The following is a 23,508-nucleotide window of genomic DNA, read 5'->3' on the forward strand; positions in this document are numbered from 1 at the left end:
GGCTGCCGGGCCCGCCTATTCGGTGCGGCGGCCTGGAGCGAACGTCCGCTTGGCAACCACCACCGTTGCCACAGTGATCACCATGAGGACGAGCACCGTCCACGCCTGTGTTTCGCTGGATCCGCCGAGGGCAAGAACGACGCCGCCTGCCAATCCTCCGCCAGCCACCGCGAGGTTGAATACGGTCACGAATAAGGATTGGGCCACGTCGGTATTTTTGCCGGCGCGATCTGCCAGGCAGGTTTGCAAGAGCACCGGCGCTCCTCCGAATCCGATCCCCCATAGGATTATCGCGGTGGCAGCCGCCAAGCTGCCCAGTTCAGGATGCGCCAACACCAAACCGGCAATTCCCATCACAGACAGGCAACCGAGAATCAGGACCCTCATGGCACGGTCAATGACGAGTCCTGTGATGGTGATTCCGGCGAAGGATGCCACCCCGAATAGCAGCAAGCCCAAGTCGAGGTTCAGGCCACTGGGAGATAGCACAGGTGCGATGTAGGTATAGAGCACGTTGTGGGCCAGCACCCAGAACAGGGCCACGAACAGGACCATGCGAACTCCGCGAATCCGCAGTACGCTGCCTAACGACGGCTTGCGCGTTTCTGGCCGCCCAGCAATTGGGGGCAAAGAAACAAGGATCCAGAAAAACAAGGCAAGTGCCGCGACCGAGATGCCCAGAAATACCCATCGCCAGTCAACGATTGATCCAGCCCAAGCTCCCAATGGGACCCCGAGCGCCAAGGCGATCGGTTGGCCTAGCCCTGCGATGGTCAGCGCACGTCCCTGCAAGGATTCGATAACGAGGCTTCTCGCGTACCCGGACATGACGCCCCAAATGAGAGCCGCTGCCGCACCAGCAGCAAACCGGGGCAAGGAGCACCAGCGGATACCACGGAGCCAGTGCTGTAACGGTGTTGAAAAGTACAAGTCCCAGTACTGCGCAGAGCAGGACCTTCTTCCGGTCCATGCGACGGGTCGCAAAAATCAGCGGAATGGCAGCGAGGAGCGAACCGACTGCGTATAGGGTGACCAGCTGGCCAGCGCCTGCAGGTGAAGTCCCGAGCCCTGAAGCCAACTGCGGCAGTAACCCGGCCGGCATGGTTTCTGTAAATATTGCCAGGAACCCCGCTGAGGACAGGGCCAGGAGTGCACCCCACGGAAGGCGGGCTCTCGCTTGGAACGGCTGGTAACTGATCGGTGACGTTGTTGTCATTGGGCATCATTCCGAGATTGAAGGGCGAAGGGATTGCTGAAACGTGGTAATCGGATAGTGAATTGCCCCGCGGCCAGTGCAGCCACCGCCAGCGAGAAGCCAAGGAGCTGGCCGGCGTTGAGCGATTCCCCTCCAAGGCCCACCCCGAGCGCCGCTGCAACCAGCGGGGAAAGCATCCCTAAAAGGGCCGTGGAAGTGACCGGAAGACGCCCTAGGCCACGGAACCAAAGGGGTAGGCCAGCAGTCCGCCTACGAGCCCGAGCCACAGATATCCGGCAAAGCCCGAAGCCGGCACGCTGTTGGGGAATCCTTCAAGCAGCATTGTCGGCATCAGCAATACGAGGCCACCGGCAGTCAGTTGCCAACTGGCGAAACCCATCGCCCCGAGACCTGCAGGCCGGCCCCACCGTTTGGCCAAGACCAGGCCAAGGCCCATGGCGAGGCATCCGTCCAATCCAGCAAGAATTCCTACTGGATCAAGCCTGGCGGCGGGTCCGAGGACTACAAGCCCTACGCCCAGAACACCGGCGACAGCCCAAGCCAACTGCCATCCGGAGGGGCTTTGCCTCAGGATCAGCACTGCGAGAATTGCAACGACAAGCGGTTGCACGGCCCCGAGGGTCGCGGCCACTCCTCCCGGGAGCCGACCCGCGGCCACGAACAGAAGTGGAAAGAAGAGTCCGACGTTCAAGAAGCCGAGCACGGCGGCTTTCCACCACCAGACACCGCGAGGGAGCTGCCGTACCAAAAGCAGTCCGATGATCCCTGCCGGCAACGAGCGAACGAGCGCGGCGAACATCGGGTGCCCCGGGGGAAGCAGTTCCGTCGTCACCAAATATGTTGTGCCCCAGACGGCCGGAGCCAACGCCGTCAGCAGGGTAGTGCCGGCACGAGAACTCATCATATGCGCAGGTGAAGGAGCCGTAGTTGTGATCATGCTTCAACTATCACGGTGAACTCATCAATCAGTCCAACACATAGTTTTCATGGCAACAATCGTGTGCCACGATAGATGAATGGAATTGCAGCGAGGCTCCGGTGTGCGTTGTGGAGGACGGCACGGGGGAGGATCACTGGTCCGGCTTCCGGCCCGATAACATCAGCCGACTGGCCGCCATAAAGCTGTAGTTCAGTGGCTGCCTGGTTCGGCTTACCCTTACCGAATGATCTACCTTTTCGTGCTGCGGGTCCGAATACGTCGGTGCAATAGGTATTCAAAAAATCCCGAGGAAACAGCAAAGATCGCTACGACGATCAATCCCAAAAACGGTGACAGCATCACGCCTGATGCGTAGTCTCCCTGAGCAACATCACTTTGTCCTGCTGTCGAACTCCAGACGGGAAGACTGGCAATTACGCCAAACAGTGTCGCGCCGAGAAAGACACCGATCAGATCACGTACTACGGATCGAGTTTTCTTGATCAAGGTCGGTACGGTGGCAAAGATCAAAATGGCAGTAAAAGGAACAAGAATGCCAGCCCACAACGTCGTGTACCCTAGCGTCGTAGCTTCAGACATGTATGAGATCAGATCAACAGTGAATGCAATGAGAATAAATATCGGCAGCGATATCATCTGTGATGTAAGTCGTTCCTTAACGCAATTTTCCAACTCGTAAGACCTTTCAAAATATTATTTCTAGCTGTAGTTCAATTGATCTTCAATTTCACAGTTCGGGCGTATGCATTATTTCCGCAAGGGAGAGCTAAGCAAGCGAAAGCTTTCCGCTTGAGCCTATGGATGTTGGTCCAGTTCCCACGGAGGTTGGTGCGTGCATACATTTCATGGTTCGGGACCTGAACTCGGTTGAAACTGACTTTCATCGTTCCGGACCGGTACATTTTCACAGCGCCCGTGTAGCGGATCGCTCCCGCCCCGGGGCATAAAGGGTTAGAAACTTGATGACGCATCCTCCAGTAGACGTAACTGGATGATCGCTGCATCTCTTCAGTCTTGATACCCCGTGCGCTTGCCTGCTTCTTTTTCTTAAGGTTTCCTGATTTGTCGTAACCCTTGGAAACGGAAACCTGCGCAACGTTATAGACCTTGCCACGAGACCAGTCGACTTTGATGCCAGCTACGGTTTTATAGGATTCGTAGGCTGCTCCGTTCCTCAAATTCTTCCATGACCTGTTGTTACCGTTGTGCTTCGTAACGTTCCAGCTATTTGAAGTGACCTTGCATGCCCCAGGGACATCTACATACTTCTCAGGAATAAACGTCGTGTAGTAGAACTCGGTCCATTGATTCTTTTTCGCAGCCGCGGGAGTGGCAATAGGAATCGTCAGTTGGGTCGTCTCGTCTCCCTGTTCGGTCTCCACACCAAACATTGCAGCCGCTTCAGCGCGAGGAAGCGTGATGGAGCCATTACTATTTTCAGTTTTGTTCGCTGGCATAGCCACCACGATGCCAGAGGAATCGTAGGAAACTACATCTTTTACTGCGGTTCCGGCTGGAGCTGCAATGGTCACAGTTGTGGCCGTACTAGCGATAGCAAGCACCGGTTTGAAATCAGCCGCGGAGACAACCTTTGGAGCCGCCTCCACCTCATAACCATCTGACTCGCCGGAAACTGGGACCTCATCGACCGGGTCATCTGGGCTTCCTAGGGTCTCAGGATCTGCCAATGGTGCGGTCGGTGTTTCAGACAGCACCTGAACTTCTACTATTTTCCCATTCTTCGTTAAGCCTTCATAAAAGTCTTCCCCGGAACCGTCTCCATCGATCTTTTTTAAAGCAATATTCTGACCAGCTGGATCTTTCAGACTGATGCTTGATTTAGTGACAGTCATCGCTCCGAGATCTGAAAAATTAATCGGAAGGGGAGCAGGAGTTCCTACTCCTATCCCTGGTATCACGCTGTTCATTGCATTCTGGTCTGAGTCGGTGGCCGTTGATGATATCACAAGCTGCTCAGAACCAAATGCCGGTCCTGCGATTGCCCCTAGCATTAGAGACATCGTCACACCCCAGACAACCGTTTTCGTTCGATGCACAGAGCTGTTCATAGGCCCTCCCCTTTTTTGGCTTGATCTTATATCGATAAGCATGAATTACTGCTTTATGACTTTGAAGGAAACAGCCACCTGGCAGGTACTCAGTAGATGAATTCGTTCATACATTCAATGATTCCAGAGATCTCGAAACCTGAAATCTCAATTGAAGTACATTCAATGGAATTGACTTATCTACAAAAAGAAGAATAATGAAGGTTCTGCCTACACCTATGAACATCTGAAGCTATCAGTAAGACGATAAATGTTTTGGGGCCGTACCTAACAGGTACCGCCCCAAAAATTTTTGCAAATCGCTTCTGTTCTCACCGATCCAGGCCCGCTCGTTGGACTTGGATTCCATGGCCGCGGATCTTACGACCCTTGGGTGCTTTGGCCTTCCCGGCGCCCTTGACCGCATCGGTGGCGGGCTTGCCCTGACTGACGTCAGCCCGCATGCGCGTGGCCACCACCTCGCGGTCAATACCCTGGGCTTCGAGACTCTGGGCGGTGCCTGCACGGCGCTCGGCGCTGTCGTAAACGGTGCGCCCGTCCTCGCGGGCACGGTCGGCCTGTGCCTCGCGCTGTTCAGCTTCGGCGGCGGCACGCACGCGTTCCTCGGGGTCCGGCTCATGCTCGGCAGCCGCTCGGGATTCCCCGGCCCGGCGCTCGTCCTGGTCTGCCATCGTCATCAGCCGTCGCGCTTCGGCTCGTTCCTGCTCGGAGCGCGACTGTTCGGCGGCCGCGGCCGCCCGGTCGTGCTCCGATTTGGCCAGCTCGCGTTGGACCGCCTGGCGGACTGCCTCGGGGTCCGCTCCCGTGTTGTCGACGTCGACCGAGTAGCGGGTGCGCAGCTCATCGCGCATCCTCTGTTCAGCTCGAACCGCTTCGGGTTCTTCCTTGGACCAGGCGCGGGCCAGCTGGTAAGTGTGGCCGATCTGTTCCGGGGTGGCCCGGTCCCACCACTCGGCGCGATGAACGTTGCCCATCTCCGCTCGGGCGGCGCGCTGTCCTGCGGCGAACCGGGATTGCAGCTCGCGGGCTTCTTGCTCGCTGGACGCTTGCGCTCGGCGTAAAGCGTCCTCGCGGGCTCTGCCCATCCGTTCGGCAATTTGCCCGGCAGCGGTGACCAGGACCCTCAATTGGCCTTGGAAGGCTTCCTCAATTCCATCTGTTTCCTCGGCCATGATCGGCCCCCTTTTCTATCGTTCCGGGCCGCGGTCCGTACCCGGCTTGGTGGTCTGATGGGTCTTGGCTGGCTCGATCTTGTTGGGGATGGGTGAAGCCGCCGCGGTGGCGGGCTTGCCCTGCCCGGCGTGCAGCCGATTAAGCATGGCCTGTGCCTCGGGATCAAGCGTGCTCGGGCGTTCAATGGTTGCCGTGGCGGTGCCATTGGCGCTGGCCGCGGTAGGCACCTGAGGCATGGCGTCACGAACGCGGACCAGCCGTGCGCGAGTGTCCTCGGCCAACAGCTTCGCTTGCCGTGCCTGCTGTCCTGCCACGGAAGCGTCATACACTGTCTGGGTCAGACGCAAGAGCTGGCGCACCATTGCCGCCTGGGCGACAGTGCCCTGTCCCCCATGGGAGGCGCTAGCCAAGAGCATGGCTGTACTGGACAGGGCCACCGTGTCGGCCTTTTGAGGAGTGACGGTACGTTCATATGTTTGCGCCGAACGGGACAGCGCTTCGGCCGCGGCGGCGAGGTGTCCGGGCGTGCTCTCGGTTGCGTTGGACCAGGCGGCCAAGGCACCGGAGGTTTGGCGCGCCACAGTGGCCCAGGTGTCACGGTCATCGACTGGGACGGCGCGCAGCCGGTCCACCAGCTCACGCAGTTCAGCGTTGCGCTGATCCCACAATTCCGGATTGGGTTCGTGCGCTTCGCGGCCCGGTGCGACCACGCGGCGGCCGCGCTTAGCAGCGTTCCACTCAGCGGCGGCCTCGGTTGCTCCGGTGGGTGTATCGGGCCAGCCATCACGTAGCCGCGGCAGCGTCAGATCACGGCCAAGGTGTCCCCCGCCGTACCAGATCGGCCGTTCTCCGGCCTCGGGACGCTCGGCCACGGAATAGCCGGTAACAACGTCGGTTCGTCCATCTGCAAATCGGGCGCGGACCAGCAGCCCGTCACGGCGCATCCGGCGCACGAATTCCGCTTCGCTACTACTTGCCGTCGATGCAGCTCGCACCTTCAAGGAAAGCAGGAAACGCGGCTGGTCGGCGCGTAGCTCCGCAGCGATGTGTTCCTTGCGGTCGGCCCCGGAAAGGCACTCCCATGATGGGGATTTCTTGCCCTGCTTGGTGCGGGTACGTTCGTACTTTGCTCGGGCACGGGAACGTGCCTGGGCTTCGCGTTCGGCAGGATCAGAACCGCGGGTCGCGCGTTGGTCCTGGGCAGATTCCAGGGGTTCCAAACCATGCTCTACTTCAAGAGCTCGCGCGGCGGCCTGCGCACGACGGAAGTCGTTATGGACGGAGGCCTTGGTGCCATCCTCACGGACCAGGTTCACGGCCAGGTGTATGTGGTCATTGCCGTTCTTCGAGACTCCGTGATGCACGGCAACCCAACGGCACGGGGCCTTAGTCCCCTCGTTGTCGTCGAAGCCCATGGACTTCACGAAATCGTTGGCGATCGCGTTCCATTTTTCATCGGACATATGACTGGGGACTATGCCCGGATTGCACTGTTCTGCAAAAGGCATTCATAGCTAAGCAATAACGGGTAACAACTTACTTTGGATCGCGACATACACGACACCATATTTGGGACGTTGCAGCAAATGAATCTGCCAGTTATCCGCCCAGGGATCGCTCCTCCGACATGAAACTGGTGTCGATTAGGTGACACTATGATTGCATCATGAGTGGAACAGATTTTTGGGGCGCAGTGATCCCCGCGTGGCTCGGCGGTGTGGGTGGCTTAGCTGCAGCGATAGTCAGCAGTATCGCTCTCGTTAAATCCCTCAAAACTCAGGGAGGGGTAGAGACCCTAAAAGCCGCAGCGAATGCGGGGGGTGCTATCGAGACCACGGTGGCCTCGCAGAGTGTAGCCACGAACGAAAGGAACGTGCCGTCACCGCCGCCTGCACAGAGCCGGGTGAGCTGGACTGCCTGGCACGAGGCCAGAAACAAGTATCGACTCCGCAATGACTCAACACACTTGCCGTCGCAGAACACAAGAACTTCACGCGCGCTGCCCAAAGCTGCCATGTGGTCCAATCGGCCTTGAGCCACCAAATCAAGGTATTGGAGCACGAAATCGGGACTCAACTATTCGCTCGAACTAGCCGGAAGGTCGAACTGACCGAAGCCGGGGTTGCCTTCCTGCCATCGGCGCGAGCAAGCCTGGAAGCGGCAGAGCGCGCTGTCTCCGAGGCACTGGCCACCACCGGCGAAATCCGCGGCAAACTCAGCGTCGGAATCATTCCTACGGTTACCGGGATCGATCTGCCAGCTGCATTGGGGGAATTCCACCGCGACAACCCCGTAGTCCACGTCAGCTTAAGCACCGGGGACAGCAATGCGTTCATCGAGTCCATTCGGGCCGGTTCCATGGACGTTGCCGTGCTTGGCCTCCCCGGCAGCACCGCTCCAAAACAAGTAGCTTCCCGGATTCTCGCTCGTGAACGACTCGTTGCCGTGCTAGATGCCGGGCATCGACTGGCAGAAAATCAGCGCCTGAGTCTCGTTGACCTATCTGATGAGCTTTTCGTGGATTTTCCTGCGAATTCACCGGGGCGAGCGCAGTCGGACATAGCGTTCGACTCCGTGGGAGTGTCCCGACACGTCGCATTCGAAGCAACGAACGTTGATCTGATGCTTGATCTCACCGCTCAGGGCCTGGCGATTGCTTTGATGTCCGAAGCGCTGGTTCCGTCCAATCGCGGACTTGTTGCCATCCCGCTGTCCGACGGGCCCTCACGCACGGAATACCTTGCCTGGAGTGAATTCAATCCCAGCCCGGCTGCCCTCGCCTTCATTGCCATACTGGAGAAGAACTTCAAGGTCCGATAGAGCGTCCACGTATTCTGGCGGCACGGCATTGGCAGGACCGGTGACACTAGGGCTTCTGCGGCCGCGGCACGAAGTAGTAGTGCAGGATCGCCACGACGGCGGCCCATGCGGCCCCGATCAGCAACCCCACGAGCACGTCAGAGACCCAGTGGTGCCCGATGTAGATTCGGGAAGCTCCCATCGCCAGGACGAATAGCGCCGCGACGATGGAGATCAGGTACGCGTAGCGGCGCAGCCCGTAGATGATCGCCAGGTAGCTGGCGATGCCGATCAGCGCGGCCGAGTTCAGCGTGTGCCCGCTGGGGAACGAGAAGGTCTGCGGCGGCGCCGGGCCTCCGGGAACACCTTGGGGACGCGGCACCTGGAGGCTTGTCTTGAGAATAACGGTCAGCAGGACCGAGACCAGTGCAGTGAACGCGATGGCCGCCAACGGCCACGCGCTGCGGGTTTTCCAGCACAGCAATGAGGTGATCACCAGCATGATCATGGTCATTCCCGGTGTGGATCCCCAGAAGTACAAGAAGTCGGAGACCGCAAACAGGAACGGCGACTGGTGCTCCAGTGCCCATTGGTAGGCAGGGGCATCCAGATCCCTGGCCCATCCGCCCGCGTGCAGGGAGACCAGCACCCTGCGGGTGAAGTAGAACATGGCGACAACCAGCCCGAAAATGATCCAAAGCACCTGTGCGCCGCGGGAACGTTGGCCTTGCCGGAAATACCATGAGGATCGCATGGCTTCCATCGTATCGGGGCGGGCGCGAAGCGCTGAACTCGATCGATGCGGAACAATGGAAGCATGACGATCAAGGTGCTGGCAGTTGGCAAGAAACACGAATCCTGGGTGGACGAGGGAATTTCCCGCTACGAGAAGCGGCTGAAGAAGCCCTTCAATCTCACCTGGCAGCTGCTGAACCATTCCTCGCGCGAGAACGACGCGGCCCGCACCGAGGAGTCGGCCCGCATCCTTGCGAAAATCGATGACCGCGACTTCGTGGTTCTGCTCGATGAGCGCGGAAAGAACGTGGACTCCCCCGCGTTGGCCAATACTTTGCGCACCCCGATTGATGCTTCGCGCAACGTCGTGATCATCATCGGCGGCGCGTACGGCGTGGACGCGTCCGTGCATGCGCGGGCCAATTTCACCTGGTCGCTTTCGAAGCTGGTCTTCCCGCACCAGCTGGTGCGCTTGATCCTCACCGAGCAGCTCTACCGCGCGCAGGACATCCTGGCAGGCGGGAAGTACCATCACGTTTAAGCCATCCCCTTGAATTTCCAACTTGGAAAGACAAGACTTTCCATAACGGAAAGTGGGGAAATCATGGCTGAGGGGCAAGAACGAATCGACAAGCTGACCGCCGCGGAGCGCCTGGCCTCCGCGGACCAGGCCTCGAACAAGATGGTCGCTGCCGGCACTTCTTCCCGGGCCGCCCTCTTCGTGTACGTGGTGCTCGGGAGCACCGCGATGAGTCTTGAACATGTCCTTTCGCCGAAGATGGCTCTGGGGTTATTCGCGGCGGCTGTCCTTGCAGCCATAGTGCACTACATGATTACGCGCAGCCGCGCCAAGATGCGCCCTTTGCTCAGCAGCTCGGCAACCTACGGCTGGTACGCGTTCCTGGCTTCATTGATCGTGATGTGCCTGCGCTTTTGGGTCGCCGAGGACCCTTGGAGCATCGGTGCGAAATTAGTCGTTTCCTGCACCGCCTTATGGCATTTGCTTTCCTCCGCGCAAGCGGCATGGGACAAGGACCGTGTGCAAGATGCCCAGGAAATGGCGGTCTAGCCAGGTGAACAATTCGCAGATTCCCTCGGAGCGCGAAGCCGCTTCCCAACTCGCCGCGGCTGAAGAAGCCGCGAGCGGCACCGTCAGCGCCACCGAAGCCCCCGGGGCATTCATGATTGTCATGGGCCTCGTCACGGCGGCAATCTTTTCGCTCTACGGAGTCATCGACATCGCCCTTTGGTACTGGTCGCCGGTGCTCTTTGTGCCATTGATCGCCTGGTACGCCTACTGGTCGCGCCAGCGGCCCAAGTCCCGTCCTGCATTGAGGCACTCGGGCAAATACATCGCTGCCATGCTGTTCATGATGCTCGCCCTGCAATTGTGCACCTTCTGGATTCCCCAGACTTGGCTGTTCGCGATACCCAAATTCCTCGCATTGGCCGCTGTCTTCACCGGTTCCCTGTGGATCATGCGCCGCGAAACCATCAAACCCCGCATCAAGGATGGAAATGAACAAGCCATCTAGCAATGCGCAATTCGACGAGCTGATCCATGCACCCATCCGGCTGCGCATTTGCGCCAGCCTCGCCCCGGTGCAGTGGGCAGAATTCGCGCACCTTCGCGGCATCCTCGATGTCGCCGACTCCGTCTTGAGCAAGCACCTCAAACAGCTCGCCGATGCCGGGTATATCGGCATCGAGCGGTTCACCAAGCTGGGGCGCAGCCATATGCGCGTTTCACTGACCAAATCCGGACGCCGGGCCTATGTCAGCCATGTGGCGGCCCTGCGGGAGATCACGGCGGGCGGATAATGGCCGATCTTGTCGTTCGCAGACCGTAGTATCGATTCCATGAGCGATGTCCTGTCCCGGTTCGGCGCAGCCACCCGCAAGTGGTTCACCGACGTCTTCTCCGCGCCCACCGTTGCCCAGAGTGGCGCCTGGGAATCCATCTCGGACGGGAAGCACACCCTGGTCATCGCGCCTACCGGCTCGGGCAAGACCCTGGCCGCGTTCCTCTGGGCGCTGGACCGGCTGCACCACGCGGAACTTGATGCTCCGGCATTGCCGGGGATGGACTCCGATGCCGATCATCCAACGGGCAATGGCACCAAGGTGCTCTACATTTCTCCGCTGAAGGCCCTCGGGGTCGACGTGGAGCGCAACTTGCGTTCTCCGCTCGCTGGCATCCGCGCCACCGCGCACGAAATGGGCTTGTCCCAGCCGTCGGTGTCGGTGGGAGTGCGCTCGGGAGACACTCCGGCCAATGACCGGCGCAGGCTGCTCAAGGACCCGCCCGAAATCCTGATCACCACGCCCGAGTCGCTGTACCTGATGCTCACCAGCCAGGCACGCAAGACCCTTGCCGAGGTGCACACCGTCATCATCGATGAGGTCCACGCGATTGCCAATACCAAGCGCGGAACCCATTTGGCCCTGTCACTGGAACGGCTCGACGCGCTGCTGCCCGCCCCGGCCCAGCGCATCGGGCTCTCTGCCACCGTCGAGCCGCCCGAAGAAGTGGCCCGCTTCCTGGCCGGATCCGCCCCGGTGAACATCGTGCGCCCGCCGTCCACCAAGAAATGGGAGTTGGCGGTGCGCGTCCCGGTGGAAGACATGACCGACCTGCCTTCCGCGGCCGGAGCGCATGATCTGGGTCCGGGTTCCTCCCCCGCGGCATCGGCGAGCATCTGGCCGCATGTGGAGAACCAGCTGGTGGATCTGGTGCTGGAGAACCATTCGACCATCATCTTCGCCAACTCCCGCCGGCTGGCTGAGCGGCTGACCGGGCGGCTGAACGAAATCTACGCCCAACGCGAGGGATTCAGCGCCGAGGATGCTTCCACCTCCACCCCCGCCGCGCTGATGGCCCAGGCCGGCTCCACCGCTGCTGCGCACCCGGAAGCTCCGTTATTGGCCCGTGCCCACCACGGCTCGGTGTCCAAGGATTCGCGCGCCCAGATCGAGGAAGACCTGAAGCTGGGCAAGCTGCGCGCCGTGGTGGCCACCAGCTCCCTGGAACTGGGCATCGACATGGGACTGGTGGATCTGGTGATCCAGGTCGAATCCCCGAACTCGGTCTCCTCGGGGCTGCAGCGCGTGGGCCGTGCCGGGCACCAGGTCGGCTCGGTCTCCCGGGGCGCTTTCTTCCCCAAGCACCGGGCGGACCTGCTCTCCACCGCCCTGGTGGTCACCCGCATGCGCCAAGGAGCCATCGAGAAGATGGTGATCCCCGCCAACCCGCTGGATGTGCTGGCGCAGCAGACCCTGGCCGCGGTGGCCATGGACGACTTGGACGTAGAGCAATGGTTCGACACCGTGCGCCGCGCCGCCCCCTACCAGCAGCTGCCGCGCAGCGCCTATCTGGCCACCTTGGACATGCTCTCGGGCAAGTACCCTTCGGATGAATTCGCCACGCTCAAGCCGCGGCTGATCTGGGACCGGGACGCCGGCACCCTCACCGCCCGGCCCGGCGCGCAGCGCCTGGCCGTGATTTCCGGCGGCACCATCCCGGACCGCGGGCTGTTCGGGGTTTTCCTGGCCGGATCCGAGGATGACAAGGCGCCCAAGCGCGTGGGCGAGCTGGACGAGGAAATGGTCTACGAATCGCGCGTCGGGGACATTTTCGCCCTCGGGGCGACCAGCTGGCGCATCGAGGACATCACCCACGACCGGGTGCTGGTCACCCCGGCCTTCGGCCAACCCGGAAAGCTGCCCTTCTGGCACGGCGACGGGCTGGGACGCCCGGTGGAACTCGGGGCGGCGCTGGGCGAATTCACCACGAAGCTGCTGGCCAGCGAACGCGCCGAAGCGGCCGAAGTGCTGCACGGCAGCGGGCTGGATCCGTTCGCCGCGAACAATCTGCTCAACTACCTGGACGAGCAGCGCCGGGCCACCGGCCAGGTGCCCAACCACCAGAATTTCGTGATCGAGCGCTTCCACGACGAGCTGGGCGACTGGCGGGTCATCCTGCACTCCCCGTTCGGCTTGGCCGTGCACGCCCCATGGGCGCTGGCCGTCGGCGCGCGGGTCCGCGAACGCTGGGGGCTGGACGCCTCGGCGATGGCCGCCGACGACGGGATCGTGCTGCGCATCCCCGCCATGGACGATGAGCCGCCCGGGGCGGACCTCTTCGCCTTCGAAGCCGACGAGATCATCGAGGTGGTCACCTCGCAGGTGGCCAATTCCGCGTTGTTCGCCTCCCGCTTCCGCGAATGCGCCGCCCGCGCCCTGCTGCTGCCGCGGATCAACCCGACCAAGCGCACCCCGCTGTGGCAGCAGCGCCAGCGTGCCAGCCAGCTGCTGGATGTGGCCCGCAACTACCCGGACTTCCCGATCATCCTGGAAACCGTGCGCGAATGCCTGAATGATGTCTACGATCTGCCGGCGCTGTCCAGGATCCTCTCCAGCATCTCCTCGCGGGCCATCCGCCTGGTGGAAGTGACCACCGAGCTGCCTTCGCCCTTCGCCCAATCCCTGCTTTTCGGCTACGTGGCGCAGTTCCTCTACGAATCCGACGCGCCGCTGGCCGAACGCCGCGCCGCCGCCCTGAGCCTGGATCCGGTGCTGCTGGGCGAATTGCTCGGGCGCAACGACGTGCGCGAGGTGCTGGACCCGCAAGTCATCTCGGCCTTGCAGGAGCAGCTGCAGCATCTGGCAGCCAACCGCCGGTTGGCGGGCATGGAAGGCGCCGCGGACCTGCTGCGCCTGCTGGGTCCGCTGGATGCCGGGCAGCTGGCCGCCAGGCTGCGCGATCCGGCCGATGACGACGCGGCCCTGGATCCTGCCAGCGCCCGGGCCCACGCCGAGGCCCTGGTCTCCACGCGCCGGGCTTTCACCCTGCGCCGCTCCGGCCAGCTGGTGTACGCGGCCATCGAGGATGCCGCCAAGCTGCGCGATGCGCTGGGCACCCCCCTGCCCACCGGCATCCCGGCGGCCTTCCTGGAGCCTGCCACCGCTCCGATCCAGGACCTGGTCTCGCGCTTCGCCCGCACCCACGCCCCGTTCACCCTCGGGGAGCTGGCCGCGCAGCTGGGACTGGGCGTGGCGGTGCTGCGCCCGGTTCTCGACCAGCTGGTGGCCGCCGGCCGCTTGTCGCTGGGGGCCTTCCGCCCGCTGGAGCTCGTCCCCGAAGGCGTGGCCGGCGACGAATACTGCGACGTGTCGGTGCTGCGCACCATCCGCACCCGATCCCTGGCGGCACTGCGTGCCGAGGTGGAGCCGGTGGACCAGGACACCTACGGGCGCTTCCTTCCGGCCTGGCAGCAGATCGGTTCTTCGCTGCAGGGAGCCGACGGCGCCTATGAAATCGTTGCCCAGCTCGCCGGCGCCGAGGTCCCCGCCTCCGCTTTGGAGTCCTTCGTGCTCCCGGCCCGGCTGAGGGGCTACCAGAATTCCTGGCTGGATGAGCTGTGCAGCTCCGGAGATATCCTGATCTGCGGCGCCGGAGCCGCCGGCGGCAAGGACGGCTGGCTGTCGCTGCACACCGCCGAGCATGCAGCGCTGAGCCTTCCCCAGCCCGATGCCAGCGCGCTGCAAGCCCTGGACCTGCGCGTGCTCCAGGCCTTCGAGTCCACCGGCGCCTACTTCGCCGAGGAGCTGGCCGGACGCATCCACCGCAGCGATGAGCCGGCGGCCAGCAGCCACGAGGTCGCCGAATCCTGCTGGAGGCTGTTCTGGGCCGGGTACATTTCACCGGATACCATGGCGCCGATCCGCGGCTACCTGGCCGGCGGAAGCACCGCGCACAAAATCGCCAAGCCCGCCCCGCGGGCCCGCGCCGCACGATTGAACCGGCTCTCCGGGCTGAACCGGCTGGCCCGGGAACAAGCCGGCGGGCCGGCGCGCGGCGCGCGCGGCGCGGCCCGCTGGTCGCTGCTGCCCGCACCGGTAGCGGACCCCACGATCAGCGCCCACGCCACCGCGGAAATCATGCTGGAACGCTACGGGGTGCTCACCCGCGGCTCGGTGGCCGCCGAGTCGGTGCCCGGCGGCTTCGGCCAGCTCTACCGGGTGCTCTCGAAGCTGGAAGAAGCTGGCCATGCCCGGCGCGGCTACTTCGTCGAGAAGCTCGGCGCCGCCCAGTTCTCCACCTCCACCACCATTGACCGGCTGCGCGGATTCCAGCTGGCCGATGACCCGCGCCGCCAGCCGGTGGCCACGGTGCTGGCATCCACCGATCCGGCGAACCCCTATGGCGCGGCGCTGGCTTGGCCTGCGACCGAAACCGGGCACCGCCCCGGGCGCAAGGCCGGCGCAATCGTCGGGCTGCTCGACGGGGCCCTGAGCCTCTATCTGGAGCGCGGCGGGCGCACGGTGCTGACCTTCGGGCAGCTGCCCGAACCGTCCTGGCGCATCCTCGCCACGGCGATGGTCGCCGCGCTGCGCACCGCCCAGATCGACAAGATCGCCATCGCCACGGTCGACGGGCAGCCGGTGCAGGACCATCCGGTCGGCGCCGCCCTGCTGGGCGCCGGTTTCTATGCGACGCCCCAAGGCATCCGCTTCCGCCGCTGACCCGCTATCGAAGGAGCGCTGCCCATGCCCGAAGGCGATACCGTCTACCGCGCCACCGCCCGCCTGCACCAGGCGCTGGCCGGCGAAATCCTGCTGGCCTCCGATTTCCGCGTCCCGGCCCTGGCCACCGTGGACGTCGCCGGGTACACGGTGCGCGAGGTCATCCCCCGGGGCAAGCACCTGCTGATGCGCCTGCAGCCGCCGGCTACTGCGAACCCGGCCTTCGCCCAGCCTGCGCTGACCTTGCATTCGCATCTGCTCATGGAAGGGCGCTGGGATCTCTATGCGCCAGGCGAACGCTGGAAGCGCCCGGCGCATACCGCCCGGGTGGTGCTGGAAACAGCAAACGCCACGGCCGTGGGCTTCGAGATCGCCCAGGTGAAACTGCTGCCAACCGAACAGGAATCCGAGGTGGTCGGCCATCTGGGACCCGACCTGCTCGGGCCGGACTGGGATGCGCAACGGGCGCTGGACAACCTGCGCGCCGATCCGCAGCTGGGCATCGGCCAAGCGCTGCTGGACCAGCGGATCATGGCCGGGGTGGGAAATGTCTACCGCAGCGAGATCCTGTTCCTGCGGCGCGTGCATCCGCTCACCGCGGTGGGCGAGGTGGCCGGCCTGCCGGCATTAATCGAACTGGCCCACCGCTTGCTGGTGGTGAACAAGGACCGGTCGCGGCGGGTGACTACCGGGCAGCCGCGCACCCGCGACCCGCTGTGGGTCTACGGCCGGGCGTCAAAGCCCTGCCTGCGCTGCGGAACCCGCATCGGGCTGCTGCGCATTCCCTCGGCTTCCACCGGTGCCGAACGGGACTGCTACCTGTGCCCTTCCTGCCAGCCAGCGGCCTAGGCGGCGGGGCGCGGCTGCAAGCCTAGAGGTCGACTTCGCCCTGCACGCAGCTGCTCACGTCGCCTCCCACCCAGACCACGCCGTCCTCCACGCGCAGATGCACCCGGCCCTGGTACCCGATCGCGGTGCCTTGGGCGGCGATGTAGCGTTCGGGAGCCAACCCGGAATCGGCCAGCCACCGGGCCAGGCCCGCATTGAGGCTGCCGGTAGCCGGGTCTTCCCACACTGGATCCCCGCCGACGAAAGCACGCACTTCGAACTGCGTGCCGGCCCCTGGCTCCTGCGGACCTGCAACACCGATGGCCAGCGTCCCCAAGGCGTTGGGATCCGGGTCCAAGGCCAGTACCTGCTGCGCACTGGAGAGCCTCACGCCGATCCATTCCGGGCCGTTGACCAGCCATGAGGCATCCTGGATCTGCTCCCGGGGAATCGCCAGTACCTCGGCGATGCGCTGCACCAGCAATTCGGCAACCGGTTCGTAGCGGGTCAGCGGCGGTGCAGCGAACCATAGCCGTTGCGGCTCAACGCGCACCTCCACCAGCCCGGCGGCGCATTCCTGGATGACCCGTCCCTTCTTCTTGGGAACCCCGCCGGCCTTCAGCCAGGCAAAGGCCGAGCCCAGCGTCGGGTGGCCGGCGAAGGGGAATTCCTGGGTGGCAGAGAAGATCCGCACCCGGTAGTCGGCGGCCGGATCCTCCGGTTGCATCAGGAACGTGGTCTCGGCCAGGTTGGTCCACTTGGCAAATCTTTGCATCTGCCCGCTGGCCAGGCCTTCTGCATCGTGGACCACAGCCAAGGGGTTGCCCAGGTATGCAGTGGGAGAAAAGACGTCGACTTCGCTGTATTTACGCATGGCCATCGAACCAGCCTAGCAGGCCGCGGCCTGCGCGGTCCTGGCAAAGATGGGAGAATAGCCCCTATGGCTATGGATTCCCCGCTTCCCGTGCGCAACGGCGTCAATGCAACTCGTCTTCGCCTCCCGCGGACCGGTTCGTGGGCAACTGTCGCAGATTATTTGCTCGAGCGCTTCGGCCATGTTGATCCAGAGGGCATCCTGCGCCGCTTCGATGAGCAGCAGATCGTTGGCTTGGGCGGCGCTCCGCTCACCCGCCAGACGCCCCTGGGCGAGCACGAATTCATTTGGTACTACCGTTCCCTGCCGGTAGAAACTCCCATTCCCTTTGAAGCCAGGATCCTGCACCAAGACGAGCATCTGCTGGTCGTGGACAAGCCGCATTTCCTCCCCACCACACCCGGCGGACGCTTCATCCAGGAATCCGCGCTGGTGCGCCTGCGCAACCAGACCGGCATCGATGATTTGGTGCCGATGCACCGGCTGGACCGGGCCACCGCCGGGGTCATTCTTTTCGCGGTGAATCCGGCGACCCGCGGAGATTACCAGATGCTCTTCGAACGCCGCGAGATCGCCAAGCGCTACAAGGCGGTGGTCGCCTTGCAGCCGGGCGAAGGCCTGGAAACTGGACGGGTGCTGCATCCAAATGGGGAGCATTCGCAGGTCAAACCGGAATCCGAGCTGCGTGACCTGCTGCAGCGGATGCCGCTGCTCTTCGAGAACCGGATGGCCAAGGTCAAGGGCCAGCTGCGTTCCATTGTGGAAGAAGGCGAGCCGAACGCCCAGACCCTGGTCAAGCTCGAGGCGATCGGGACGAGCACCGGTTTCCATGCCGGGCTGGAGGTCGCCTTGATGGATTTGGAACCGCGATCGGGCAAGACCCATCAGTTGCGGGTGCACTTGGCTTCCTTGGGCCTGGGCATCATCAATGACGCGTTCTATCCGCGGCTGTGGGATCTGGCCCCGGATGACTACCGGCGCCCGCTGCAGTTGCTGGCGCACACCATTTCCTTCACCGATCCGCTGACCGGCCACGCGCGCAGCTTCAGCTCGCAACAGCGGCTACTGGAAGCGCCGTCGACCCCATAACCCCTTCTCACGGGGGAAGAATTGCCCTAGGCTGGTGCCTATTATCCCGTGACCCGTAAGGATGAAGGCAAGATGGCCGAACACCAGCGGACCCCGCAACTCGATTCCCTGGTGGAGTCGGCCCAGTCTGCCATTGCTTCGGCGGCAGAACGGTCCTCCTTCGTGTTGCCCTACGCGGCGCCGGATCATCGCCTCAACCCTGCAGTGGAACCTTTCGACACGGTCCGCGGCTGCCTCTTGGGCGCTTCGGGCTTATTGCTGCTGCTGACCTCGTTGGCGTTGCCTTCCGGCCTGCATGGACGCGCGCCGTCCAGCCTGCTGGATACCAGCCTGGTGCATTCGGTGTTGTGGCCGGCAACTGCCATCGCGCTGGTCCTCAGCGCCGCGTTTTCGCTGCGCCGCGACCAGCTTTCGGCGCGACGCCAGCGAATCATTTCCCTTTATTCGATCCCGGCCACAGCGATGATGGCCTGCGCCATCACCCTGGCCTCCGGGTTCTTGGCCATCAGCGCGGCCATCCTGGCAACCATCGCTTCGCTGCTGTCCCTGTACGGCGTGCTCCAGCTGAACAGGAATACTGCGCGAAACCGCATGGAGCGCTGGGCAACCGATGCCCCGGTAAGCTTCTTTGCCGGTTCCAGCCTGGTCTATGCCCTGCAGCTCTGGTTTGCCGCCGCCGGCTGGAATGACGGTGGGCAGGGACTTCTTGCTGTGGTGGTGACGGCCGGAATTTCAGTGGTTTCCGCCGCCTTCGCCCACTCGGAGCGCGGCCGCCACGCCTTTGCCAGCGGCTTCGGAATCTGCATGATCGCCGCTGCCATCCAGGGCTGGCTCAATGAGTCCGCACCACTGTGGGTCTGCGCGGTCTGGATCTTCATGGCCTTGCTGGTCTTCCTGATGGCCGAGAACCGCCGGTTCCAGATCAGCCATGCCGAGCACCGTGCGCAGCGCGGCAAGCCCATAGATTTCTAGGACTGGCCGCGCCCGCCACGGGTGCCTAGCGTGGCGCCATGCGGATGGCTCCATCAAGGCGAATGGTTTCGCCGTTGAGCATCGGGTTGGCCACGATGTGCTCCACCAATGCCGCGTATTCTTCCGGACGTCCAAGACGCGAAGGATGCGGCACCTGGGCTCCGAGCGAGTCCTGGGCAGCCTGCGGCAGGCCGGCCATCATCGGCGTGTGGAAAATGCCCGGTGCGATGGTCATGACGCGGACCTGGTGGTTCGCCAGCTCACGGGCCAGCGGCAGGGTCATGGCCGCTACTGCTCCCTTGGAGGCCGCATAGGCCGGCTGCCCGATCTGGCCGTCAAAGGCCGCCACCGACGCGGTGTTGATGATGACCCCGCGTTCGGTGGTTCCCTGCTCATCGCTCAGCGCTTCGCTATGCGCCATGGCTTCTGCGGCCAGGCGGATCACGTTGAAGGTGCCGTTGACATTGATGTCCAGCACCTTGGCGAAGCGCTCCAGCGGCAGTACTCCCTCGCGGCCCAGCACCTTGCCCGGTGTTGCCACACCGGCGCAATTGACCAGCACCCGCAGGGTGCCAAGTTCCTTGGCACGTTCGATGCCGGCAGCCACCTGCTGCGTGTCAGTCACATCAGCTGGCACGAAGCGGACATTCGCGCCGATCTCGGCGGCGATTTCATCGCCATCCTCACGCGGCAGGTCGAGTACCACCACATGCCTGGCCGCGGTGGCCAGCTTCTGCGCCGTGGCGCGTCCCAATCCCGATAGGCCGCCGGTGACCAGAGCGACTGAATCCTGCAACTGCATGTTTACCCCTTTGTAGACAGTGGTCTTGTGATCTACATTACTGGCCAGTTGCGTGGAGGCGAAGAATCTTGCCCGCAGGCATGGAAAAACCGCTGGACCCCGCGATGGGATCCAGCGGTTCTTGCACTGTCCTGCAGCCTAGTGGCTCGGAACCGTCGCAGGCTCGGCTTCGACTCCAGCCGATTTCTTCTTGCCGCCAAGCAGGAAGCCGATCACCACGATGCCGACGCTGCAGCCGGCACCGATCAGGAAGCCAGGCTGGAAGCCTTCAACCGAAGCGGTCAGCGGATCGCTGCCAGCCGCGATCTTCGCGGCGGTGGATGAGGCGACAACGCCAACCAGCAGCGCGGTGCCCATGGCGCCAGCCAACTGCTGCAAGGTCGAGAGCAGGGCCGAACCGTGCGAGTGCAGGCTGTGCGGCAGCGGGTTCAGCGCAGTGGTGAAGGCCGGGGTGAAGATGAAGGCCAGGCCCAAGCTCATCACCAGGTGCATGACCACCAGCAGCCAGATCGGAGTGTCCACATCCAGGACCACCGCGTAGCCCAGCAGCGAAACCAGCAGCACCAGGGCGCCGGGAACGATCAGCGGACGGGCGCCGACCTTGTCGTAGAGCTTTCCGACCAATGGCGCCAGGACACCCATCAGCAGACCGCCCGGGAGCATGATCAAACCGGTGGTCAGGGTTTCAATGCCCAATACGTTGGTGAAGAACATCGGCAGCAGGATGATCACGCCGAACAGCGAAATCATCGAGAACATCATCAGCACCAGCGAAAGGGTGAAAGCCCTGTAGTTCAGCGGACGCAGATCCAGCAGCGCCTTGTCTTCCTTCTGCAGGTTCAGCTGCAGGAAAACGAAAGCGAGCAGGCACAGAATCGCGCCAACAAGGATGCCCAGGTTCAGCGGGGTGACGCCAACCGACAAGCCGCTGAGGCCGTAGACCAGGCCGCCGAAACCCGGGATGGCCAGAATCAGCGAAGGAATGGACAGCGGCGTCGAGGCGCCGTCAACGTCCTTGGACAGTCGAGGGGTGCCGATCAGCAGAGCCGCTACCGCGATCGGGATGATCACGATGAACATGAATCGCCACGACAGGTACTGCAGGATCAGTCCGGATACCGTCGGGCCGATGGCCGGGGCTACGGAGATCACGATGGAGACATTGCCCATCAGCACGCCGCGGCGCTCAGCAGGGACCAGATGCAAGATGGTGGTCATCAGCAGCGGCATCATGATGGCGGTGCCGCTGGCCTGGATCACGCGGGCCACCAGCAGGACGCTCAGGCCCGGCGCGAGGGCAGCCAGCAGGGTGCCCAGAGTGAACAGGCCCATGGCCAAGACGAAGACATTGCGGATGCTCATCCGCTGAAGCAGGAAGCCGGTCATTGGAATGACCACGGCCATAGTCAGCATGAAGATGGTTGACAGCCACTGAATTGCGTCAGCGGTGACATTGAATTCATCCATCAGAACAGGCAGGGCCACGTTCATGATGGTTTCGTTCAGGATGACCACGAAGCTGGAAACAATCAGCACCGCAATCGTGGTGAAGTTCTGTTTGCTCAGTCGTTCTGGAGCGTTCGTCACGGCAGGAATCTGCTTCCACGAGGATTCGGAAAAAGGAAACGCTATCTGACGCTTGCGGCTGCTTCGCCGGGCAAGGAAGTTCAAATAGCTCTATCGATTTTATCGCTTGGGATTGCGGTGCACTAGGGGTGCAGGAAACCTTATAGGTGAGTTCGGCAACACAGATCCAGCTTCACGGAATGTCGAGGGTTTGTGTACGAAGATAGAACCATGAACGTGCGCACTCCTGACCCATACCCTGGATGGCTCTCCGAAGAAGACCTCTACGAGGCACGGCAGCGCCTGCCCATGCTCTACGTCGAGGCCATTCCCGTGCGCCTGGACCCGCTGGGCTACGTCAACGAGGTGGGCCTGCTGCTCACCGGCGATGATGACGGGCGCATGCTGCGCACCTTCGTTTCGGGGCGAGTGATGTACCGCGAGACCATACGCGCCGCGTTGATCCGCCACATCGAAAAGGACCTGGGCACCATGGTGCTTCCGCAGCTTCCGGCTTCACCGGTGCCATTCACCGTTGCAGAATACTTCCCGGCGCCGAGCGAAACCGGCCTGACCGATGATCGCCAGCATGCCGTATCCATGTGCTACATCGTGCCGGTTCGCGGCGAGACCAGCCCTCGCTCCGATGCGTTGGAGCTGACCTGGCTTTCGCCCAGCGAAGCGCTCAGCTCGGATATCCAAGGCGAGTTCGCTGGCGGTCGAGAAAATATTCTCCGTCAGGCATTAGCCCATGTCGGAGTAAATATCTAGCCCTGCTGCCCGCTGTTTGGAATGATTCCCTGCCGGCGCTTGATGATCGATCCAACCCAGCTTCCCAAGAGCACCCCGAGCATGCCCACGGTGCAGCCGATCAGGGTCTCGACCACGCGGTCGTACATCACCGAGCCGCTCAGGCCCGTCACCAGCGAGACGCCCACGAGCGCCATCGGGGTAATGAAAACCTGCGCCAGGAAATAGTTGCGCATGACCAGCAGCTCGGCCATGAATTGGCATATGGCGATGAAGGCGAGCAGGATCCAGACCTGCGGGTTCAGGAAGATCAAGACCGCCATCAGGACCATGCCTGCCAGGGTGCCGAGCATTCGGTGCACGCCGCGCCGGATGCGCAAGGTCGTGGTGTGCCCGACCAGGGGAACCACCGCGGCCACCATCGCCCAGTAGTTGTGCCCGGCTTCCAGGCTGCTGCCCACGGTATTGGCCAAGGCACCGGCCACGCCGGCTGTCAGGATGTAGAACAGCCCTTCCCACCAGATGGCCTTGCGGACGTTATCCGATAGTGGCGGCAGCGGGGTGCGCTTCCACAAGCTGCTCCACTGCCCGAGTGCACCGGCCGCACCGATGGCTACCGACAACAAGATCGTCAAGGCCGACACGAGCAGGGCTTCGCCGATTGGCGCGGGGACGGGGATCGAGGCAATTGCCGCGAATGCGAAGATGTGGAACAGCGAACCGCCGGGCCGCAGCCGCATGAAACCCACCAGCACCGAGCAGGCACCGGCCACGAGAGTCGTCGCGCCAACTACTTGCCACTGCTTGATTCCAGGGTCCGAATGGTCGATCCACCAGTGCGAAGCGGCCAGCGCCAGGGCGATTACCGCGAAGAACAAGGCCCCGGAACGCACCTGCATCCGCAACCGGTTCCAGTAGCCGTCCACGCGCCCATACACGCCGGTAAAGGCGCCGAACACGGCAAAGACCACAAGATCCAGCCGGTCAATCGCGAAGAGCGTGATCAGAGGCGCAAAAACACCGATGCCGGTGCGCAGGCCGATCCAATGGTCCTTGCGGGCAGGCCCCAGCGTAATGAGCGCCTTGGCGGATTCCTTCAGATTCTCCAGACCCACATCTTCCTTCCGTCGCGTTGGACACAACACGTACGCTCCATTATTCGCGCATTGC

The 23,508-nt window shown here is 62.8% G+C and carries 22 protein-coding genes and 2 pseudogenes; 11 read left to right on the top strand and 13 right to left on the bottom strand.

The window, feature by feature from the left end; translation table 11 throughout:
- Nucleotides 1-15: 15 nt before the first annotated feature.
- From AAZQ98_RS11535 to AAZQ98_RS11570, 8 genes and pseudogenes are all read right to left on the bottom strand, one after another.
- Nucleotides 16-984, bottom strand: a complete 969-nt coding sequence (locus AAZQ98_RS11535; RefSeq protein WP_434692404.1) for an MFS transporter — start codon at nt 982-984, stop codon at nt 16-18.
- Nucleotides 878-1,216, bottom strand: a pseudogene (locus tag AAZQ98_RS11540) (MFS transporter); the annotation flags it as partial. The pseudogene AAZQ98_RS11540 and the gene AAZQ98_RS11535, both read right to left, overlap by 107 nt.
- Entirely contained in the window at nt 1,213-1,482 is a 270-nt protein-coding gene (locus AAZQ98_RS11545; RefSeq protein ID WP_434692407.1) for an EamA family transporter, read from the bottom strand. The gene AAZQ98_RS11545 and the pseudogene AAZQ98_RS11540, both read right to left, overlap by 4 nt.
- Nucleotides 1,428-2,153 (bottom strand): EamA family transporter, encoded by a 726-nt coding sequence (locus AAZQ98_RS11550; RefSeq protein ID WP_434692410.1) that lies wholly within the window; start codon nt 2,151-2,153, stop codon nt 1,428-1,430. The genes AAZQ98_RS11545 and AAZQ98_RS11550 overlap by 55 nt, the downstream gene beginning before the upstream one ends.
- A 231-nt stretch (nt 2,154-2,384) precedes the next feature.
- The gene (locus tag AAZQ98_RS11555) at nt 2,385-2,735 is read right to left on the bottom strand and encodes a hypothetical protein (protein ID WP_434692411.1); all 351 of its coding nucleotides are present in this window, start codon (nt 2,733-2,735) and stop codon (nt 2,385-2,387) included.
- 131 nt (nt 2,736-2,866) lie between these two features.
- Nucleotides 2,867-4,225: a DUF3238 domain-containing protein gene (locus AAZQ98_RS11560; RefSeq protein WP_434692414.1), complete on the bottom strand. Its 1,359-nt coding sequence runs from the start codon at nt 4,223-4,225 to the stop codon at nt 2,867-2,869.
- 311 nt (nt 4,226-4,536) lie between these two features.
- On the bottom strand, nt 4,537-5,397 hold the full coding sequence (locus tag AAZQ98_RS11565) for a hypothetical protein (protein WP_434692417.1): 861 nt from the start codon (nt 5,395-5,397) through the stop codon (nt 4,537-4,539).
- Nucleotides 5,398-5,412: 15 nt separating this feature from the next.
- The gene (locus AAZQ98_RS11570; RefSeq protein ID WP_434692419.1) at nt 5,413-6,861 is read right to left on the bottom strand and encodes a relaxase/mobilization nuclease domain-containing protein; all 1,449 of its coding nucleotides are present in this window, start codon (nt 6,859-6,861) and stop codon (nt 5,413-5,415) included.
- A gap of 514 nt (nt 6,862-7,375) precedes the next feature.
- Here AAZQ98_RS11570 and AAZQ98_RS11575 point away from each other — a divergent pair.
- Nucleotides 7,376-7,507 (top strand): annotated as a pseudogene (locus tag AAZQ98_RS11575) (LysR family transcriptional regulator); the annotation flags it as partial.
- Between the two features lie 93 nt (nt 7,508-7,600).
- Complete coding sequence (locus AAZQ98_RS11580; RefSeq protein ID WP_434692733.1) at nt 7,601-8,218, top strand: LysR substrate-binding domain-containing protein; 618 nt, start codon at nt 7,601-7,603, stop codon at nt 8,216-8,218.
- A gap of 46 nt (nt 8,219-8,264) precedes the next feature.
- Here AAZQ98_RS11580 and AAZQ98_RS11585 read toward each other — a convergent pair whose 3' ends face one another.
- Entirely contained in the window at nt 8,265-8,951 is a 687-nt protein-coding gene (locus tag AAZQ98_RS11585) for a phosphatase PAP2 family protein (protein WP_434692422.1), read from the bottom strand.
- A gap of 63 nt (nt 8,952-9,014) precedes the next feature.
- Here AAZQ98_RS11585 and AAZQ98_RS11590 point away from each other — a divergent pair, with 63 nt between their 5' ends.
- The 6 genes from AAZQ98_RS11590 to AAZQ98_RS11615 all read left to right on the top strand — a co-directional run bounded on the left by AAZQ98_RS11590 (nt 9,015) and on the right by AAZQ98_RS11615 (nt 16,306).
- Entirely contained in the window at nt 9,015-9,473 is a 459-nt protein-coding gene (locus tag AAZQ98_RS11590; RefSeq protein ID WP_180993116.1) for a 23S rRNA (pseudouridine(1915)-N(3))-methyltransferase RlmH, read from the top strand.
- Between the two features lie 63 nt (nt 9,474-9,536).
- Nucleotides 9,537-10,001, top strand: a complete 465-nt coding sequence (locus AAZQ98_RS11595; RefSeq protein WP_434692425.1) for a hypothetical protein — start codon at nt 9,537-9,539, stop codon at nt 9,999-10,001.
- A gap of 4 nt (nt 10,002-10,005) precedes the next feature.
- On the top strand, nt 10,006-10,467 hold the full coding sequence (locus AAZQ98_RS11600) for a hypothetical protein (protein WP_434692427.1): 462 nt from the start codon (nt 10,006-10,008) through the stop codon (nt 10,465-10,467).
- A complete protein-coding gene (locus AAZQ98_RS11605; protein WP_105658582.1) occupies nt 10,451-10,753 on the top strand; it encodes a transcriptional regulator in 303 nt (100 codons plus the stop codon). Before AAZQ98_RS11600 ends, AAZQ98_RS11605 begins: the two co-directional genes overlap by 17 nt.
- A gap of 39 nt (nt 10,754-10,792) precedes the next feature.
- Nucleotides 10,793-15,457 (top strand): ATP-dependent helicase, encoded by a 4,665-nt coding sequence (locus AAZQ98_RS11610; RefSeq protein ID WP_434692429.1) that lies wholly within the window; start codon nt 10,793-10,795, stop codon nt 15,455-15,457.
- A 24-nt stretch (nt 15,458-15,481) separates the two neighbouring features.
- Nucleotides 15,482-16,306, top strand: a complete 825-nt coding sequence (locus tag AAZQ98_RS11615; RefSeq protein WP_434692431.1) for a DNA-formamidopyrimidine glycosylase family protein — start codon at nt 15,482-15,484, stop codon at nt 16,304-16,306.
- Between the two features lie 22 nt (nt 16,307-16,328).
- Here AAZQ98_RS11615 and AAZQ98_RS11620 read toward each other — a convergent pair whose 3' ends face one another.
- Nucleotides 16,329-17,165, bottom strand: coding sequence for a PhzF family phenazine biosynthesis protein (locus AAZQ98_RS11620; RefSeq protein WP_434692433.1), 837 nt, complete (start codon nt 17,163-17,165; stop codon nt 16,329-16,331).
- Between the two features lie 60 nt (nt 17,166-17,225).
- Between AAZQ98_RS11620 and AAZQ98_RS11625 the strand changes: the two genes are divergently transcribed.
- Together AAZQ98_RS11625 and AAZQ98_RS11630 are read left to right on the top strand one after the other, a co-directional pair.
- A complete protein-coding gene (locus tag AAZQ98_RS11625) occupies nt 17,226-18,248 on the top strand; it encodes a pseudouridine synthase (RefSeq protein ID WP_434692435.1) in 1,023 nt (340 codons plus the stop codon).
- Nucleotides 18,249-18,296: 48 nt separating this feature from the next.
- Nucleotides 18,297-19,220, top strand: a complete 924-nt coding sequence (locus AAZQ98_RS11630; RefSeq protein WP_434692437.1) for a hypothetical protein — start codon at nt 18,297-18,299, stop codon at nt 19,218-19,220.
- A gap of 25 nt (nt 19,221-19,245) precedes the next feature.
- On the opposite strand, the gene AAZQ98_RS11635 is transcribed toward AAZQ98_RS11630, so the two are convergent.
- On the bottom strand, nt 19,246-20,022 hold the full coding sequence (locus AAZQ98_RS11635) for an SDR family NAD(P)-dependent oxidoreductase (protein WP_434692440.1): 777 nt from the start codon (nt 20,020-20,022) through the stop codon (nt 19,246-19,248).
- Between the two features lie 138 nt (nt 20,023-20,160).
- Nucleotides 20,161-21,609, bottom strand: a complete 1,449-nt coding sequence (locus tag AAZQ98_RS11640) for an MDR family MFS transporter (protein ID WP_365943050.1) — start codon at nt 21,607-21,609, stop codon at nt 20,161-20,163.
- Nucleotides 21,610-21,819: 210 nt separating this feature from the next.
- On the opposite strand from AAZQ98_RS11640, the gene AAZQ98_RS11645 reads away from it, so the two are divergent.
- A complete protein-coding gene (locus AAZQ98_RS11645; protein WP_105658590.1) occupies nt 21,820-22,359 on the top strand; it encodes an NUDIX hydrolase family protein in 540 nt (179 codons plus the stop codon).
- On the opposite strand, the gene AAZQ98_RS11650 is transcribed toward AAZQ98_RS11645, so the two are convergent.
- Nucleotides 22,356-23,453, bottom strand: a complete 1,098-nt coding sequence (locus tag AAZQ98_RS11650) for an FUSC family protein (protein ID WP_434692443.1) — start codon at nt 23,451-23,453, stop codon at nt 22,356-22,358. The two genes, AAZQ98_RS11645 and AAZQ98_RS11650, sit on opposite strands and share 4 nt — an antisense overlap.
- Nucleotides 23,454-23,508 lie beyond the last annotated feature (55 nt).

It is taken from the genome of Glutamicibacter sp. Je.9.36, assembly GCF_051129975.1.
In the GTDB taxonomy this organism is placed as follows: Bacteria; Actinomycetota; Actinomycetes; order Actinomycetales; family Micrococcaceae; genus Glutamicibacter.